Source organism: Candidatus Sodalis endolongispinus (assembly GCF_018777395.1).
In the GTDB taxonomy this organism is placed as follows: domain Bacteria; phylum Pseudomonadota; class Gammaproteobacteria; order Enterobacterales; family Enterobacteriaceae; genus Sodalis_B; species Sodalis_B endolongispinus.
This window is the reverse complement of the sequence record NZ_JAFJYC010000001.1, coordinates 924,073-940,683: the sequence shown is the minus strand read 5'-3', so window position 1 is coordinate 940,683 and position 16,611 is coordinate 924,073. Positions and strand designations below refer to the sequence as shown.

Here is a 16,611-nt window from a genome sequence, read left to right as displayed (position 1 = left end):
CCTATCTGGCCGCGGAAATAAGCACCCGACGGCGCGTTTGCTCAATTCCTGGTCAAGCGGAGACTCGGCAGTTCTGAAGGGACGAAAATCGAATGCATGAGGTGTTATTGACACCGGTCAGGTCGGTGCAAAGCGCCGCGTTATCATACCCTCCGCCGTGGGGATTTGCCGCAGCCCGCGCTTTAGGGCTTGCCGAGCGCGTAATCCCTCGTCAACCGCACGTTTCTCACGTCCTGTGTGCTAATCGCATCCCGCGTGCTAACCCGTCCCGCGAGCTACACGCGCCGCGCGTGCTAACCCCGTCCCGCGCGCTACTCCTGCCTTGCGTGCTCCCCCGTCCTGCGGGGGCCGTTTTACTGTTTCTGGCGGCCACTGCTCGCCTATGATGACTCAGATCGTTGCGTATTTGAGCATGGCTTATCAAAGCAAAAATAAAGGTGCCCCCTACGATATTGCCCGCCAGGGTTGGCAGCGCGAACGGATAAAAAAATTTCCACCAGGGAATATCGCCATTAAAAACCAGATACAAGATCTCCACCGATCCCACCACGATATGGGTCAAATCGCCGATGCCCATCAGGTAAGTCATCAAAATGATGATAAGCAGTTTATTATGTTTCGCCGAAGGCATCATCCAGACCAATGATGCAATAATCCAGCCTGAGATGATGGCATTGCAAAACATCTCGCCCGGGGTGTTGGTCATCACCTCCTCGGAGAGCGTAACGAAGGCCGCGCGCGTGGCGAGGTCGAATACAGGCAAATGGATGAAGGCGAAAGCCATTAACGCCGTGCCAATCAGATTGCCCACCAACACTACGCTCCAAAGCCGCATGAGAATGGCGAAATTATGGCGGGTGGGTTTGTGCATAAAGGGCAGCACGGCGGTTAAAGTGTTTTCCGTAAACAGTTGCTGTCGCGCCAAAATGACGATAACGAAACCGAGGGTATAACCCAGGTTCTCGACAAAAAAGCCGACGGCACCCTCGGGCAGCCGGGCGTGAAAAAGGCCCTTCGCCATTAGCGAGGACCCCATCGATAGGCCGGCCGCTACGGCGGACCACCATAATGCTAGGCTGTCCCGTTCCAGTTCTTTCTCGCCCTCCTGGCGGATCTCCTCATGAATGGCGGCGGGTGAGGGCAGGTTTTTCTCCTCGACTTCAATATCGGTCCCTTCTTCATTCTCCTGACTTTCGACTTCATGCTGTTTATCGTCGGGACGCAAACGATCATCGTCACCACGCGGGTTATTATCATTTTGCTGAGTGGCGGCAGGGTTTTTTTCGCGGTTCTGGCGCATAGATTCTTCTCTATTAACGGCTAACAGGATGACAGTCCTCATAAGCGTAGTGGCTGTGGCGTCATCAGTCGCGTAAGTGCGATGTGGGTAACGAAAAAAATGTCTCGCTATAATTTGTGGTTAATGAGTAACAAAATTTTAACGTTACTGGTTTTTCGATCGTTTTATTGATCTAATACAGGCTAACGTTCATCGGCCGTGAGTCGCGTCGGCGGGAGATTTCTTCCAGTGGCACCACGCGATGTGATGCGAACCATTATCAATCAAGAGTTTAATGTCTAATGCTGGCAATCCACAACTTGGCCTGTGTCCGCGATGATCGGCAATTATTCAGCGGATTGAACGAGGCGTTCGCTCCCGGTGATTGGGTGCAAATCGAGGGATCGAATGGTGCTGGCAAAACGTCGCTATTGCGGATCCTAGCCGGTCTGGCACCGCCGGATGATGGTGAGATACGCTGGCGTCAGCGCTCGTTGCGTCAGTGTCGCAGCGAATATTACCGTGAGCTGCTGTATATCGGCCATCTGGCGGGTATTAAATCTGTCCTGACGCCGCGGGAGAATCTGGCCTTTTATCAGGGCATTAGCGGTTCGCAGACTGCAGACGACATTGAGCGGGCGCTGGAACAGGTCGGACTGCTGGGATATGAGGACGTGCGCGCTGCGGGGTTGTCGGCGGGGCAGCAGCGGCGTATCGCTCTGGCCAGACTGTGGCTGACGCCGGCCTCGCTGTGGATCCTGGATGAACCGCTCACGGCTATCGACCATCAGGGCGCCCGGGCGCTTGTCAGGCTATTTGAGCAGCATTGCGCCACCGGCGGCATAGTGATTATGACGACCCACCAACCGCTGCCGGCCTCACGTTGTCGGATACGCAAGGTAGCTTTGGCTATGGCCGAGACAGCGTCATGTTTTGGTTAGTGTTGCGCCGCGAGCTGCGGCTGGCGTGGCGCCAGGGTAATGAGCTGGTGAATCCGCTGTGGTTCTTTCTTATTGTCATTACCCTGTTCCCGTTGGGGATCGGGCCGGAGCCGGCGTTGCTCAGGCGTATCGCGCCGGGAATTATTTGGGTGGCGGCGCTTTTGGTCTGTTTGCTTTCCCTTGAACGGCTGTTTCGTGACGATGCTCAGGACGGCACGCTGGAGCAATTGCTGTTGTTGCCGGCGCCGCTGGCGTCGCTGCTGCTATCGCTGGATGTCGCCACCTGGCGCGCGCTGGCGCTGACGTTGCTTTTGGGGACGCCGACGCTGAGTTTGCTGGGCGTGATAGGGGTGGCGCTGACGTTGGGCGCGCGCCGCGGCAGCGTGCTGCTCAGTCTGCTGTTGCTGCCGCTGTTTGTCCCGGTGCTGATTTTTGCCACCGCCGCCGTGGACAATGCCGCGTCAGGGTTGCCCGTAGACGGCTATCTGGCGGTGCTGGGCGCTTTGCTTGCCGGCAGCGTGACGCTGGCACCGGGCGCCACCGCCGCGGCGCTACGGGTCGGCGCGCCGTGATGGCCGTAAACCGAAAAAGATCGTCGGCCGCTTTTCGTGGCGTGACCCGGCTGAGACTACCCTGCGGACGTTGCGTTTACCGTGTTAACTGTGAGCAATAATTATCATGTGGAAAGTGTTTCGTCAGTGGGCCAAACCGGAACAGCTATACCAGATTTGCGGGCAGTGTATTCCCTGGTTTGCCCTCGCGGCACTCTGTACGCTGCCGCTGGGATGGGTTTGGGGTTTTGGCTTCGCGCCGCCGGACTATCAGCAGGGCGAAAGCGTTCGCATCATGTATTTGCATGTGCCGGCCGCGATGGGGTCGATGGGCATCTATGTGGCGATGGCGATAGCCGCCTTCATCGGCGTAGTGTGGCAAATGAAAATGGCCGATCTGGCGGCGGCGGCGATGGCGCCGGTAGGAGCGGTATTTACTTTTATCGCGTTGATAACCGGATCCGCCTGGGGCAAACCCATGTGGGGGACCTGGTGGGTTTGGGATGCGCGGCTTACCTCCGAGCTGGTGCTTTTGTTCCTGTATTTTGGCGTCATAGCGTTATATAACGCCTTCGACGACAGGCGCATCTCCGGCCGCGCCGCCGGCATCCTGATTCTGGTCGGGGTAGTCAATATTCCCATCATCCATTTTTCAGTGCAGTGGTGGAACACCTTGCACCAAGGCTCCACCGACATGCAGCAAACCATCGATTCCAGTATGCGGACGCCGCTGCGTTGGGCGATGGTCGGTTATTTGTTGCTCTTTATTACCGTGACGCTGATGCGTTTGCGCACGCTAATTTTATTCCAGGAGCGTAAACGTCCCTGGGCTATCGCACTGGCGCAAAAGGAGCGTTGACCATGACCCCCGCATTTTCCTCCTGGCAGGCCTTTCTGGCGATGGGCGGTTATGCTTTTTACGTTTGGCTGGCGGTCGTCGCCACCTTGTTATCGCTGGTGCTATTGGTGGCGCAGACCCTCGTCGCGCGCAGGCAAATGCTGCGCGCCATCCGCCGCCAGCAGGCGCGCGCTGAAAGAAGGCGCCAGGGCGTTTCTCGCCCGACGGCGACGATCCCCCCGGAGAAACATCCGTGAACCCACGTCGTAAAAGCCGTCTATGTCTTGCGATGGTGGTGGTTACCGGAGCGGCGGTGACGCTGACGCTGTATGCGCTGCGCGCCAATATCGACCTGTTTTATACCCCAAGTGAAATCCTCGGCGGTAAAGGGGAGACACACCAATTGCCCCACCTCGGTCAGCGCTTGCGCATCGGCGGTCTGGTCATGCCCGGCAGCGTAAAGCGCGATCCGTAAACGCTACAGGTCACCTTTAAAATCTACGATGCCGCCGGCGCCGTGGCGGTGAATTATGTGGGTATTTTGCCCGATCTGTTCCGTGAAGGGCAGGGTGTCGTGGCGCAGGGCATTTTGGCGCCGGGGAATCGGGTGGAGGCCCTGGAGGTGCTGGCAAAGCATGACAAAAAATACACCCCACCCGAAGTAGCCAACGCCCTGGCGCCGGCGTGTCGGCCAGCGACGGCGGCGATGTTGACGACGGCCGCACCGGCGCAAACGGCTGGCGCGCCGGACGTGAACGCAACGCCGGCGGTGCAAACTGGGGTTCAGCCCCGGGAGAAGCCATGATCCCGGAACTTGGCAATTTTCTGCTTTGTCTCGGCGCCGGCATGGCACTGCTGTTAAGCGTCTATCCACTGTGGGGCGCCAGCCGACAAGATGGGCGCATGATGGCGGTGGCGCGCCCTTTGACCTACGGCGTGTTTATCGCCCTCGCCGGCGCTTTCGCCTGCTTGGTGCAGGCGTTTATCGTTAACGATTTTACCGTCGTTTACGTGGTGAATAACTCAAACAGTCACCTGCCGCTGTATTACCGCATCGCCGCTACCTGGGGGGCGCACGAGGGCTCGCTATTGCTGTGGGTGCTGATTCTTAGCATCTGGATGCTGGTGGTGGCCCGCTTTAGCCGCACTATGCCGGCGGAGGCCGTGGCGCGGGTATTGGCGGTTATGGGGATGATTGCCTGCGGCTTCCTGGCGTTTATTTTGCTCACCTCCAACCCTTTTCGCCGCACGCTGCCAGGGTTTCCCATAGACGGGCACGATTTGAATCCGGTGTTGCAGGACATCGGTCTTATCTTCCATACACCCTTGCTGTATATGGGGTACGTTGGGTTTTCGGTGGCGTTTGCCTTTGCTATCGCTTCGCTGGTCGCCGGCCGACTGGACACGGCCTAGGCGCGCTGGTCGCGGCCTTGGACACAGGCGGCATGGATTTTCATCACCATCGGTATCGTGCTCGGCTCCGCCTGGGCCTATTACGAACTCGGTTGGGGCGGTTGGTGGTTTTGGGATCCGGTGGAAAATGCGTCGTTGATGCCCTGGCTGACCGGCACCGCATTGCTGCATTCGCTGGCGGTCACCGAGAAGCGCGGGACCTTTAAGGCCTGGACGGTGCTGCTGGCGATTGCCGCGTTCTCGCTGTGCCTGTTGGGGACATTTTTGGTGCGCTCCGGGGTGCTAGTGTCGGTGCATGCCTTCGCCTCGGACCCCGCGCGCGGGATGTTCATTTTGGCCTTTTTGGTTCTGGTGATTGGCGGCTCACTGCTGCTGTACGCGCTGAAAGGCCCTGAGGTGCGCATCCGGGCGCAAAACGAGGTGTTCTCCCGCGAGACCTTCTTACTGGGCAATAATATTTTGCTGATGGCGGCCATGCTGGTGGTGCTACTCGGAACGTTGTTGCCGCTGGTGCATAAACAACTCGGGATGGGCAGCATCTCCATCGGCGAACCCTTTTTCAATCAGCTCTTCACCTGGCTGATGGCGCCGATGGCGCTGCTGCTAGGCATTGGCCCCCTGGTGAGCTGGCGGCGCGACGAGGCGCGAAAGCTGCTTAAACGCCTGCTGCTGGCGATGATCGCGACCTTAATCCTGTCCATCCTGCTTCCCTGGGTGCTGGAGGACGAGATACGCGGTATGACGGTGGTGGGGCTGATGATGTCGCTGTGGGTGATTTTCCTCATGCTCATGGAGCTGCATGAGCGCGCCAGTCATCGGCACGGTTTCTGGCGCGGTCTGACCCATTTGACCCGCAGCCATTGGGGGCATGGTGCTCGGCCATTTGGGCGTGGCGGTAACGGTCATTGGCATTGCCTTCAGCCAGAACTATAGCCTAGAGCGCGATGTGCGTATGCAACCCGGCTACAGCGTGACTCTGCGTGATTACCAATTCGTCTTCCGCCGGCTGGAGACGCTGCATGGGCCAAACTATACCGGGGCAGCGGCGGTGATTGACGTCCGACGCCGTGGCCGGCCAGAGGCAACGCTGCAGGCGGAAAAACGCTTTTATACCGTCTCGCGCACCGTGATGACGGAAGCGGCGATCTCACGCGCGATTTGTATGTGGCGTTGGGGGAGGAGCTCGACGGCGGCGCCTGGGCCATGCGCCTATATTACAAACCGTTCGTACGCTGGATTTGGCTGGGCGGTCTGTTTATGGTTGCCGGCGGGGTTTGCTGTCTGCTTGACCCGCGCTATCGGGCGGCGAAGAAGGCCCGCCTAACGGGCAGCGGGGCGTCCGAATGAGCCGCAAACTGCTGTTTATCCCCTTGGCGCTGTTTTTGCTGCTGGCGCTCGCCCTCACGGTGCAATTGATGCGCAATGCCCACGGCGACGATCCTACTCAATTGGAGTCGGCGCTGATTGGGAGACCGTTACCGCCATTGACCCTGACGTCCCTGGACGATCCCGGCAAAGTTTACAGACAAGCGCTTTTGCGCGATGGGCATCCCTGGTTGCTCAACGTCTGGGCCACCTGGTGTCCCACCTGCCGCGCCGAGCATCAATTTCTCAACGGCCTGGCCGCCCGGGGCGTCAGGATCGCCGGCGTCAATTACAAAGACAGCCGCGCCAAAGCAATGGCCTGGCTTAATACCCTCGGCAATCCCTATGCGCTAAGCGTATTCGATGGCGACGGGATGCTCGGACTGGATCTGGGCGTCTATGGCGCACCGGCGATGGCCAGGGGATCGTGCGCTATCGCCACGCCGGCGATATGAACGCCCGGGTCTGGCGCCAGGACGTTGAGCTGCTGTATTGCCGTTATGGGTGGGGACAAAAATGAGGCGCGCGCCGATATTGGCCTTGCTGTCCGGTCTGCTGTTGAGCGCTGCCGCGGCGGCGGCCGTGGATATTCATCAATTCAGCAGCGAGACGCAAGAACAGCGCTATCGCCCGTTGCTAGTCGAGCTGCGCTGCCCAAAATGCCAGAATACCAGCATCGCCGATTCCAATGCCGTGATTGCCGGTGATATGCGCGATAGGGTCTATTCTTTGATGCAGCAAGGCCAGAGTAATCAGCAAATCATCGATTATATGGTGGCGCGTTACGGCCGTTTCGTGACCTATACGCCGCCGTTAAACCCGCTGACGCTGCTGTTGTGGTTGGTGCCGCTGCTGTTTGTAGGGGTGGGCGCAGCGGTGATTATCGTCGCGGCCGCCCGGCGCAAACCTCACGTCAGCGCATTGTCGGTGGCGCAAAAGCAGCGTCTTGCGAGGCTTCTGCCGCACTCGGACAGGAACGCGCCATGATAGGTTTTGTCACCCTGGTCATTGTGCTGTTGCTATTGGCCTGCGCGCTGTTTGTGCTGCCGGCGCTAGGCTATGGTGTAAAGCCTGCCGCCATGAGCCGCGATCAACTCAATACGCGCTTTTATCAACGTCGGCTCGACGAGCTGGCCCACGACGAGCGTGAAGGTGTAGTGAGCGAGCGGGCGCAGCATATTGAAGATTTACAGCGTGCGCTGCTGGCGCCGGGGGTCGTGGTGCTGTTGGTGGTCGCGCTGGGGCTGTATGCGCTGACCGGCGGCGCGGGTCAGGTAGTGCGCTGGCGGCAGACGGTGGATGCGTTTGCCTCGCTGCGGGCGCGCGTGATGGATATTATGCACGGGCAACCTTTGAGTGCGGAAGAGCTGTCTCGTTTCGCGGTCGGCCTGCGCGCCGAGCTGCACCATGACCCGCAGAATCTGCAAAACTGGCTGATCCTGGGCCGTCTCGGCGTGGTGCTCAATAACGCCGAGCTGGCGACACAGGCGCTCGCCAAGGCCCGGCAACTGGCGCTGGAAAATGACACCATCGCGCTGGATTACGCGTCGGTGTTGACCCGCTACGCCGATCCGGGGGACAACGGCGCCGGCAATCGGCTGTTGCAGGCTATACTCGCCAAACGGCCTCATGACCTGCAGGCGCTGGATTTACTGGCGCTCAATGAATATCAGCAAAACAATGATGCCCGGGCTGTCGCTTTGTGTCGCGAGGTGCTGGCACGTTTACCCGCCGCCGATGCCCGCGCCGCCGCCATTCGTCAGCATATCGCGCAGGCAAAGGCGCAGGGCGGGCTAGATCAGGCGACCCTGAACGTGGTCGTGACCTTATCGCCGGCCGCCGCGGCCGGGTTACCGCCTCAGGGAACCCTGTTTATTTCCGTTAGCGATGGGCAAAGTCCAATACCTGTAGCGGTAAAACCTTTTCCGTTGAGTCGCTTTCCGTTATCGTTGTCGCTCGACGATAGTAATGCCATGATCCCCGAACGTTTGCTTTCTGCCCAGCGACAGGTAAAAGTACGGGTCAGAGTGGCGCGGGACGTCACCGCGCAACTGCAGCGCGGTGACTGGTTCGGCGAGAGTTCGACACAGCCATTTGGTGGCAACGGCCGGGTAGCTGTTGAGATTAACCAACAACTTCCCTAGCGATGGCATAAGAATATACAACGGAGTTTTATAATGAATTTCCGCCTGTCAGGTGTGGCGTTTGCCAGCGTCCTGCTTCTGGGTTGCGCTACTCATCAAAATCAGGATGACCAGGGTCTGTCGGATCCTCTGGAAGGCTTTAACCGCAGCATGTTCAATTTTAACTACAACGTGCTGGATCCCTATCTGGTTCGCCCGGCGGCGGTGGCCTGGCGGGATTATGTGCCGAAGCCGGCACGTAACGGTTTGAGCAATTTATTCACTAACCTGGGAGAGCCCGCCACCATGGTCAACTATTTTGTAGAGGGTAAACCCTACAAGGCGATGGTTCATTTCAACCGCTTTTTCCTGAATACTTTGCTGGGGATGGGGGGCTTAATTGATGTAGCGTCGATGGCTAACCCGAAATTGGCCAAAGAGGAGCCACGGCGTTTCGGCAGTACCTTAGGCAATTATGGCGTTGGCTATGGTCCTTATGTAGAGCTGCCCGGTTACGGCAGTTTCACGCCTCGTGAGGACATTGGCGGATTGGTGGATGATCTTTACCCTCTCTTGAGCTATCTCACCTGGTGGATGTCCGCGGGCAAATGGGCGTTGGAAGGGCTGGAAACCTGCGCGCAACTGCTGGACTCCGATGGTCTGCTGCAGAACTCGCAAGATCCTTACGCCTTGGTGCGCGCCGCCTATTTCCAGCGGCATGATTTCCTGGCCAGCGATGGCGTGTTGACGCCGCAAGACAATCCGAACGCCAGCGCCATCCAAGACGATCTTAATTCGATAGATGCGCAGTAAACGGCGGGCAACGCCTGCCGCGTGCGGTCAAGTTGTTGCTGCCGGCCCGGTGGCCCGGTCGCTGGGAGGTCGCGTCGGGAATTACTGCTCGCGGGCGCGCGCAGAAGTTGAGCCGTCTGAGTTGGGTCGCGCGCGCGGAGGCATTATGCAGTCGGAAAGGGTCGCGGGCGCGCGAAAGCGTTGTGTTGCCTGAGTATAGCGGCGCGCGCGGAGGCGTTGTGTTGTCTGAGAGTGGCGGCGCGCGCGGAGGCATTATGCAGTCGGAAAAGGGTCGCGGGCGCGCGAAAGCGTTGTGTTGTCTGAGAATGGCGGCGGGGGCGGAATCACCACCTGTTGCCGCTGGCGCGTTAGGGTTGGCGCCTCTGTCGATGGTGTGTGTTCTGTTTACGGTTCCGCTACATCGATAACCCTCAAGAAACACGCACTGATTACCCTTTACCTCGAGCGGCAAAAACGCGCCTTTAGCAGCCTTTTGTCAGGCCGATTGGCTGTTAACCCTGGCGCAAGTGGCGTATAATTATTCACAATTATGAGGGTTTGATTTATGACTAGCGCCACCCGGGTTACCCGGCAAGGAGAATATCATGGCTAATTCACTGAACAAATGCAGCGCAAATGAAACGGCAGCTTGCTGCTGCGTTGACGTTGGCACCATCATCGATAATGAAGATTGCAAGGCGAGTTTCAGCCGCGACTTTGCAGAGCGCCAACAGGCGGAATCGATGCTGGCCACGCTTACGGAAAAAGCCCGCGCGGTGGAATCCGATCCATGTCAAATTGATGCCAGGATTGAACCTCAGGATAACGGTTTCGTGCTCGACGCGGACTTTACCTTTTGCTGTCAGGCGGAAACGCTGATTTTCCAACTGGGTCTGCGTTGAACCCTTTACCTGCCCCCCGTGAGCTTATACGGTGCGGTGGGGTACCGTTTTGTTCCGCGATAAGAATATTCCCACGATGTTTATGCACCATTCGGCTAACGTGTTGTCATAGCCTGATAATCATCGCAAATCGCGGTACGTTTTCCGGCCCGAAAACGCAGTCCACGTGCGAATGGCCTTGCGCATTGTATTGACTCCCGGGGTGGAGTTGATGTAAAAAAACAGCGTTTTGGTCAGATGTGACTTCTCGTCTGACCCGGTCGTGCTAGCGCCACCGCGGGTGGTGGATGGCGCGACCTGTGCGTCAGTGTAAGGCTACGGGAACTCCCCGGCTGACCGGGCGCGATTTTCCCCAACAACAACGGTGCATTATGCAAGTTCTAATTATGCGGCACGGCGATGCTGTTTCCGAGGCCGCGAACGATGCGGAAAGACCCCTGACCGATCGGGGCCGTGATGAATCCGTCCTGATGGCGCGCTGGCTTAGCGGCCAGGTGGCGGACATTGATCGGGTATTGGTCAGTCCCTACTTGCGCGCCAGGCAGACGCTAGATACCCTGCAAGCGTATCTGGTGTTACCGGACGGCCATGAAGTGCTACCGGAACTGACGCCGGGTGGCGATGCCGGGTTGGTAAGCTGCTACCTGCAGGCGCTGGCGAATGAAGGCGTAAACCGGGTACTGGTCATCTCCCATTTGCCGTTGGTGGGATACCTCGTGGCGGACTTATGCCCTGAAGAGCAGCCGCCGATGTTCGCCACTTCCGCCGTGGCGGGCGTTGATCTTGACGCCGTCAGCGGCAGCGGCACGTTGCGCTGGCAAGTGGGACCGACACAGCTGCTGTCGAAAGTCTGAACGGCGAATACGCCGGCTTTGGCGCAGGGCGGACGATGTTCCTGCGCTATATCACCTCTGCTCCCGTAGCAACCCCATAGCCGCTATAGCCATCGTGGCGCTTGCGGAGTGAACCTGCCTTGTTCCCGTTACGCATGTCGCTAATACTGCCCCTGTGCGCATTGTTTGTTGGCTCATCTTAAAAACCGCCTCTCGCAGTCGCCTGGCGAACGCCTTTACGTTGTGCCTGCCGGCCTTCTTGTGTGAAGGGAACCAATATTTGAGCTTACTCATGACGCCAGTGCAGCCAAAAGAGACGATGTGATCAGAGATTTATCTTCCCGGCGTGATGAAGCAGCGATTTCCCGTGCGTTGCCGGGCGTCTTAAAAAGGCGTTTACACAACAGGTGGCAAAACTAACTGAATACGCAATAGACAACTCTCCATCCCCTGTTTGCCCCGCCTGATGGGCAAGTACGGTTCTAAAATTCCGTGAGACAGCGAAAAGACTTGCCGTCATTAGGTGTTACAGGAAATAAATCAATATTTTCAATCAGTTATCTTAGACCATAAAATCGTGGAGGGTAATCAGAATTCGTGTATAATTAGGCTGGTTATCTTAAATAAGTTAATTATTATAACACCTGCGTATAGTTGGTGATGTCATGGGCGGGTTGTAAAAATATTTCTCTCGGGTGGATTCTGAAAATTCAAGTAATGAAACGCCGTGGGGCGTTACGTCTATTTTCCCGTTCCCCAGATAATACGTTTACACAAACGATAAAATTTTGCCTGGTTGGATTACTGAACACGGCCATTACGGCGGCTGTTATTTTTGCTTTTATCCATATCGGCACTGGCATTTATCTGTCCAATTTCATCGGTTATGCTGTCGGTATTGCTTTCAGTTTCGTCGTCAATAGCCTTTTTACTTTCTCGACATCCCTGTCGTTTCATCGCTTAGGAAAATTTTTGTTGACATGCCTGATTGCCTATTTGGTAAATGTCGGCGTTGTTTGGTTGGTTATTCAGACTCACCCAAGTTTGATTTATTCAAGTCAAATTGCCGGTATGGTGACCTATACGATCACAGGATTTCTATTAACTAAATTATGGGATATGAAATGAATGTGAGCAATCTACCGTTGATAGCAATTGTCGTGCCTTGTTATAACGAAGAAGCCGCTTTCCCCTTTTGTTTGAATTCTTTGATGGAAGTGGTAGAGAAATTACAACGCAGTAATAAAATACGGCAGGGTAGTCATCTCTTATTTGTTGATGATGGCAGTCTGGACAACACTTGGCAATTAATCAGCAGCGCGGCGGCAAACAATAAAGGTGTCCATGGATTAAAGCTATCCAGAAATTTTGGTCATCAGGCCGCTTTGCTGGCAGGACTAAGCCATGCTGACGCTGATGTGGTCATCAGCATCGACGCAGATCTGCAGGACGACACCAATTGCATTGAACTTATGATTGATTGCTACTTAAAGGGTAATGATGTCGTCTACGGTGTCCGTTCGCGTCGAGATACCGATAGCTGGTTCAAACGGACCTCTGCCACACTTTTTTACCGGGTTATGGCTGCGATGGGTGTCGAGCAAATTCATGACCATGCCGATTTCAGGCTCCTTAGCCGACGGGCGCTTAAGGCTTTGTTGAGCTTAAAAGAAAAAAATATCTATTTACGTGGCATGGTGCCCCTGATTGGCTTTCACAGTGCAAAGGTTTTTTATTCACGCGCGGAACGCATCGCCGGCGATACGCATTATCCTTTGGCAAAGATGATATCTCTGGCGGTGAGAGGGATAACATCTTCTTCGATCTATCCCCTGCGAATCATTTTTCATACCGGCTTTATCATCTGTTTGCTGTCAGCAGTGATGATAATATATACGCTATACCAGAAAATCAGCGGGCATACGGTCGCGGGCTGGGCCTCCATTTCTTTAGCCATCTTGTTTTTTGGTGGTGTGCAATTGCTCTGTCTGGGCGTGGTGGGCGAATATATTGGTAAAATTTACACCGAAGTTAAAAATAGACCACTTTTCTTCATCGAGAACGAAATCAACGCGGGCAGTGTCTCAAACACGGATGCCACGGCACAGGCGGTAAGTGCAACTCCGATGACTTACGATACTTCAAAAAAAACTGGTAAATAGAAGACGGCTCGCAATGTATAAACCTTATGCTTCTTTGGCACCGAAGACGGAATCACTGTACGCTAAGCTGGCGCTGTTCATCGCTGTTGTGTTGATTAGGTTTGCCATTGGCTTTATCCACCAATACTTTATCTATCCTATCTATTTTCATGGCGACGCCGCCGCCATGAAAATACTTGCCCGCGCGATAGTTGAAAAGCAAAGTCTGCTGCCGGCCGATTTTTCATATGGCAATCAGATAATCTTCCTGCGCTCCAGTTATTTTATCGCACTTACCATGTTGCTGGGGCTTTCCGGTTATAAGGCCTATATTTTAGGATCGGCTCTGAGCGTTGGATTCTGGTTTCTAGTGACTTATCTGACATTATCCTCGGTATTTTCCCGCCGATCCCAAGCGCTGGTGATCGCCGCAGCCCTTTTTATCCCGTTGGGGCACAGTGATTTTGATATGGTGCTAAGACAGCAATCGCACTTGGCAAACATTGTGTTGTCCCTTGCCGCGGCGGTTTTTGCTTTTCAGGCGTCGCTACGCCCTTGCCGGCGTTATTGGGTGTTAAGTTTTTTGCCCATAACGCTGATGGCCCTGGAGGCACCGATTAGAGGTGCGCTGGTGGCGATACCATTGATAGTGGCATTGATTCTCTGCTTTGGTGTCCGCAAAAGCGTTTATCCTTCTGCTTTAGCGTTGGCCGGTATCATCGCCGGTTATGTAGGCAACGCGGCATTGCTCAAACACACCGGCCCGTTAGAAGTCAATTATTTGCAGTCGTTAACGTTGTACAGCCTGCCAGATATTATCGCTAATCTATCACGACTGGTCATTTCCCTTCTTGGCGGCACAATGGCCACGGATGTTTTTGCCGGAATGAAGATTGTTAGCGTGGGATTCCCGCTCTATATCTTAAGTATTGCTATGCTGCTCTGTTATGTGGCGGCGTTTATTTATGGCATGGTAATGACCACGGCAAGAATCAAAACAAGCATAGCCGCAGTTGAGAATGTTGAACCGAGTTTATTGGACTTTTTCTTAATTCTCACGGCAATAGGCATTGTGATTGGCTTGTTTGCGGTGGCAAGTTTAAATCCTGATTCCTCCCGCCATGTTCAATGGGAGATGTCGCTACTCAAATTATCACTGTTCATTTGGTTTTACGATCAATTATCCCGTTTTATTAAATCGAAAAGCGCTCTGGCGATCATTACCCTGTTAATTGCTCTTTTGACATCGTGCTGGTATCCAGCGGCCGTTAATCACAACAGCCAGATTACCTTTAAGCGTCATCAAGACTTTAATCGCGAAATCCTAGCGTTGATGCAGCAAAACCATCTCTATCGCATTTACGGTGGCGACTTTTGGGGAATATTGCCGCTGAATGCCATAGACAATCGGGTCAACGCGGGGGAACTTGGCCATTAACGGCGATAACGTGGTGCCGCGCCATTGGCTGTCGCGTCCAAGTTGGTTTTGCGCGTCAGGCGACGTGTTGTACTCTCTCAACCAGACTGTCGAAGCCGACAGGCAGATAAAAGATCGGATCGCGGCTCGCCAGGGTGAATTACTCCTGACCAAAGGGGATATGACGATTTGGAAAGGACCGGTGATTTGGCAAAATGACCGGCATTGCGAAAACTGAGCCCCTTCCCGGCTATGGGCGCGTCTATTCCTGCGCCCGAGCCTTGCGACGTGGGATCTTTGCAAACCCATAGACGTGCAAACGGCGCGCTATGACGGCGACCGGGCCACTAAAACGATCCATCAAGACGCCAATTCCACCAGAATTAACAGCGCCGCACTACCGCCAAATTCCTTCGGTGCCTGATGGAAACCTTTGACGTCATGATGCTGCGCCAGCCACAGCGGCGTCTTCTGCTTTAAGATATGTTTGCCGTGCCCGTGCATCACACAGGCGCAATGCACATGCTCACGCCGGCAGGCGGCCATCAGCGCGCCCAATTTTTGCTTGGCCTCCGCCTGCGTCAGCCCGTGCAAATCCAAAAACAGCTCGGGTGTGTAATCGCCGCGCCGCAGCTTTTTCACCTCATAAGGACTGACGCCCGGGCGCACATAGCGTGGCGGCCACTCCTCCTGAAGCAGCGGCTGAAATTCGTCGGAAAAGTAGAAGCTGGCATCCACCTGTTCCTGAATCAACCTTCGCGGGGGGAGGGCGGTTTTGACGCGCCGCGGCGGGGACGGTTTTACCCGGTCCTGCGGCAGCGGCTTGGCGCCCACCACCGTTTGCCTGAACAGCTGCAGATCATCTTCCGCCAGTGTAAATCTTTTCTTCATTGTCTGCTCTGCGCCTCGCGTTTTATTCAGTTTACCCTTTCCTTATCGATGACGGCGAAAAAATCTGGTGCCGAGGTCCTCCTCAAAGGCGCACTGGCTGCTGCTTTGTCGGTCACTTCATGGCACACTAGCGCCTGTTGATGAGAGCGAAGGCCGCGGAGGTCTGATTGGACAAAATTTTTGTAGATGAAGCGGTAGCGGAAATGCATACCATTCAGGATATGCTGCGCTGGACGGTCAGCCGGTTTAACGCTGCGCAAATCTATTATGGCCACGGTACCGACAATCCCTGTGATGAAGCACTGCAGCTGGTGTTGCCCAGCCTGTTTCTTCCGCTGGATCTGCCGCCGGAGATGCACGGTGCGCGCCTGACCTCCAGTGAGCGCGCGCGGGTGGTCGAGCGCGTTATCCGCCGGGTAAATGAACGCATCCCCGTGCCGTATTTGACCAACAAGGCCTGGTTTTGTGGTCTGGAATTTTATGTCGATGAACGGGTACTTATCCCGCGTTCCCCGATTGGCGAGCTGATTACCGAACATTTTCGCGATTTGCTACCGCATCCGCCGGCGCATATCCTTGATATGTGTACCGGCAGTGGCTGTATTGCTGTTGCCTGCGCCTATGCCTATCCAGAGGCGGAGGTGGACGCGGTGGATATTGCCCCCGGCGTGCTGGCGGTAGCGGAGCACAATATACAGGCGCATGGCGTTGAGCATCGGGTTACCCCGATTCGCTCCGATTTATTTCGTGATCTACCGCCGCTGGCCTATGACGCGATTATCACCAATCCCCCCTATGTGGATGAAGAGGATATGAACGATTTGCCGGCGGAGTTTCATGCCGAACCGGTGCTCGGTCTGGCCGCCGGCAGCGACGGTCTTAAGTTGGTACGACGTATTCTGGCCTGCGCGCCCGATTACCTTAGCGAGGATGGCGTGCTGATTTGCGAAGTGGGCAACAGCATGGTGCATCTGATGGCGCAATATCCAGAGGTGCCGTTCCGCTGGCTGGAATTTGCTCAGGGCGGCGACGGTGTTTTCATGCTAACGCGTCAGCAATCGGTGGCCTGCGGTGACATTTTCAAGCTGTATCGTGATTAATATGCCCGGTCAGACCGCAGAGCCC

Annotated in this window: 16 protein-coding genes and 3 pseudogenes; 17 read left to right on the top strand and 2 right to left on the bottom strand. The window is 55.7% G+C overall.

Features of this window, described 5'->3' with window-relative positions; genetic code table 11:
• Positions 1 to 226: 226 nt before the first annotated feature.
• The gene (locus JZM24_RS04575) at positions 227 to 1,300 is read right to left on the bottom strand and encodes a formate/nitrite transporter family protein (RefSeq protein ID WP_215668763.1); all 1,074 of its coding nucleotides are present in this window, start codon (positions 1,298 to 1,300) and stop codon (positions 227 to 229) included.
• Between the two features lie 281 nt (positions 1,301 to 1,581).
• Here JZM24_RS04575 and ccmA point away from each other — a divergent pair, with 281 nt between their 5' ends.
• The 16 genes and pseudogenes from ccmA (at position 1,582) to JZM24_RS04495 (ending at position 14,833) form a co-directional block, all read left to right on the top strand.
• Entirely contained in the window at positions 1,582 to 2,220 is a 639-nt protein-coding gene (gene ccmA, locus JZM24_RS04570) for a cytochrome c biogenesis heme-transporting ATPase CcmA (RefSeq protein WP_215668761.1), read from the top strand.
• Positions 2,208 to 2,792 carry a heme exporter protein CcmB gene (locus JZM24_RS04565; protein ID WP_215668760.1) on the top strand — a complete coding sequence of 195 codons (585 nt, stop codon included), beginning with the start codon at positions 2,208 to 2,210 and terminating at the stop codon, positions 2,790 to 2,792. Before ccmA ends, JZM24_RS04565 begins: the two co-directional genes overlap by 13 nt.
• A 106-nt stretch (positions 2,793 to 2,898) precedes the next feature.
• On the top strand, positions 2,899 to 3,630 hold the full coding sequence (locus JZM24_RS04560; RefSeq protein WP_215668759.1) for a heme ABC transporter permease: 732 nt from the start codon (positions 2,899 to 2,901) through the stop codon (positions 3,628 to 3,630).
• 2 nt (positions 3,631 to 3,632) lie between these two features.
• The gene (gene ccmD, locus JZM24_RS04555; protein ID WP_215668757.1) at positions 3,633 to 3,866 is read left to right on the top strand and encodes a heme exporter protein CcmD; all 234 of its coding nucleotides are present in this window, start codon (positions 3,633 to 3,635) and stop codon (positions 3,864 to 3,866) included.
• Positions 3,863 to 4,414, top strand: a pseudogene (ccmE, locus tag JZM24_RS04550) (cytochrome c maturation protein CcmE). The gene ccmD and the pseudogene ccmE overlap by 4 nt, the downstream one beginning before the upstream one ends.
• Positions 4,411 to 6,369, top strand: a pseudogene (locus JZM24_RS04545) (heme lyase CcmF/NrfE family subunit). The pseudogenes ccmE and JZM24_RS04545 overlap by 4 nt, the downstream one beginning before the upstream one ends.
• Positions 6,366 to 6,907: pseudogene (locus JZM24_RS04540) on the top strand (DsbE family thiol:disulfide interchange protein). Before JZM24_RS04545 ends, JZM24_RS04540 begins: the two co-directional pseudogenes overlap by 4 nt.
• Positions 6,904 to 7,374, top strand: a complete 471-nt coding sequence (locus JZM24_RS04535) for a cytochrome c-type biogenesis protein (protein WP_215668755.1) — start codon at positions 6,904 to 6,906, stop codon at positions 7,372 to 7,374. Before JZM24_RS04540 ends, JZM24_RS04535 begins: the two are co-directional and overlap by 4 nt.
• A complete protein-coding gene (gene ccmI, locus JZM24_RS04530; protein ID WP_215670006.1) occupies positions 7,374 to 8,531 on the top strand; it encodes a c-type cytochrome biogenesis protein CcmI in 1,158 nt (385 codons plus the stop codon). The genes JZM24_RS04535 and ccmI overlap by 1 nt, the downstream gene beginning before the upstream one ends.
• Before the next feature lie 33 nt (positions 8,532 to 8,564).
• Positions 8,565 to 9,323 (top strand): phospholipid-binding lipoprotein MlaA, encoded by a 759-nt coding sequence (gene mlaA / locus JZM24_RS04525; RefSeq protein WP_215668753.1) that lies wholly within the window; start codon positions 8,565 to 8,567, stop codon positions 9,321 to 9,323.
• Between the two features lie 584 nt (positions 9,324 to 9,907).
• A complete protein-coding gene (locus JZM24_RS04520) occupies positions 9,908 to 10,204 on the top strand; it encodes a YfcZ/YiiS family protein (RefSeq protein ID WP_215668751.1) in 297 nt (98 codons plus the stop codon).
• Positions 10,205 to 10,575: 371 nt separating this feature from the next.
• Positions 10,576 to 11,058: a phosphohistidine phosphatase SixA gene (gene sixA, locus JZM24_RS04515; RefSeq protein WP_215668750.1), complete on the top strand. Its 483-nt coding sequence runs from the start codon at positions 10,576 to 10,578 to the stop codon at positions 11,056 to 11,058.
• 639 nt (positions 11,059 to 11,697) lie between these two features.
• Positions 11,698 to 12,165: a GtrA family protein gene (locus tag JZM24_RS04510; RefSeq protein WP_246579992.1), complete on the top strand. Its 468-nt coding sequence runs from the start codon at positions 11,698 to 11,700 to the stop codon at positions 12,163 to 12,165.
• The gene (locus JZM24_RS04505; RefSeq protein ID WP_246579877.1) at positions 12,162 to 13,199 is read left to right on the top strand and encodes a glycosyltransferase family 2 protein; all 1,038 of its coding nucleotides are present in this window, start codon (positions 12,162 to 12,164) and stop codon (positions 13,197 to 13,199) included. Before JZM24_RS04510 ends, JZM24_RS04505 begins: the two co-directional genes overlap by 4 nt.
• Positions 13,200 to 13,212: 13 nt before the next feature.
• Positions 13,213 to 14,616, top strand: coding sequence for a hypothetical protein (locus JZM24_RS04500; RefSeq protein WP_215668747.1), 1,404 nt, complete (start codon positions 13,213 to 13,215; stop codon positions 14,614 to 14,616).
• Complete coding sequence (locus JZM24_RS04495) at positions 14,606 to 14,833, top strand: hypothetical protein (RefSeq protein ID WP_215668746.1); 228 nt, start codon at positions 14,606 to 14,608, stop codon at positions 14,831 to 14,833. The genes JZM24_RS04500 and JZM24_RS04495 overlap by 11 nt, the downstream gene beginning before the upstream one ends.
• Positions 14,834 to 14,955: 122 nt before the next feature.
• Here the strand turns inward: JZM24_RS04495 and smrB are convergent, their stop codons facing one another.
• Entirely contained in the window at positions 14,956 to 15,486 is a 531-nt protein-coding gene (smrB, locus tag JZM24_RS04490; RefSeq protein WP_215668744.1) for an endonuclease SmrB, read from the bottom strand.
• A 167-nt stretch (positions 15,487 to 15,653) separates the two neighbouring features.
• On the opposite strand from smrB, the gene prmB reads away from it, so the two are divergent.
• Positions 15,654 to 16,586: a 50S ribosomal protein L3 N(5)-glutamine methyltransferase gene (gene prmB, locus JZM24_RS04485; protein ID WP_215668742.1), complete on the top strand. Its 933-nt coding sequence runs from the start codon at positions 15,654 to 15,656 to the stop codon at positions 16,584 to 16,586.
• The last annotated feature ends 25 nt before the right edge of the window (positions 16,587 to 16,611 follow it).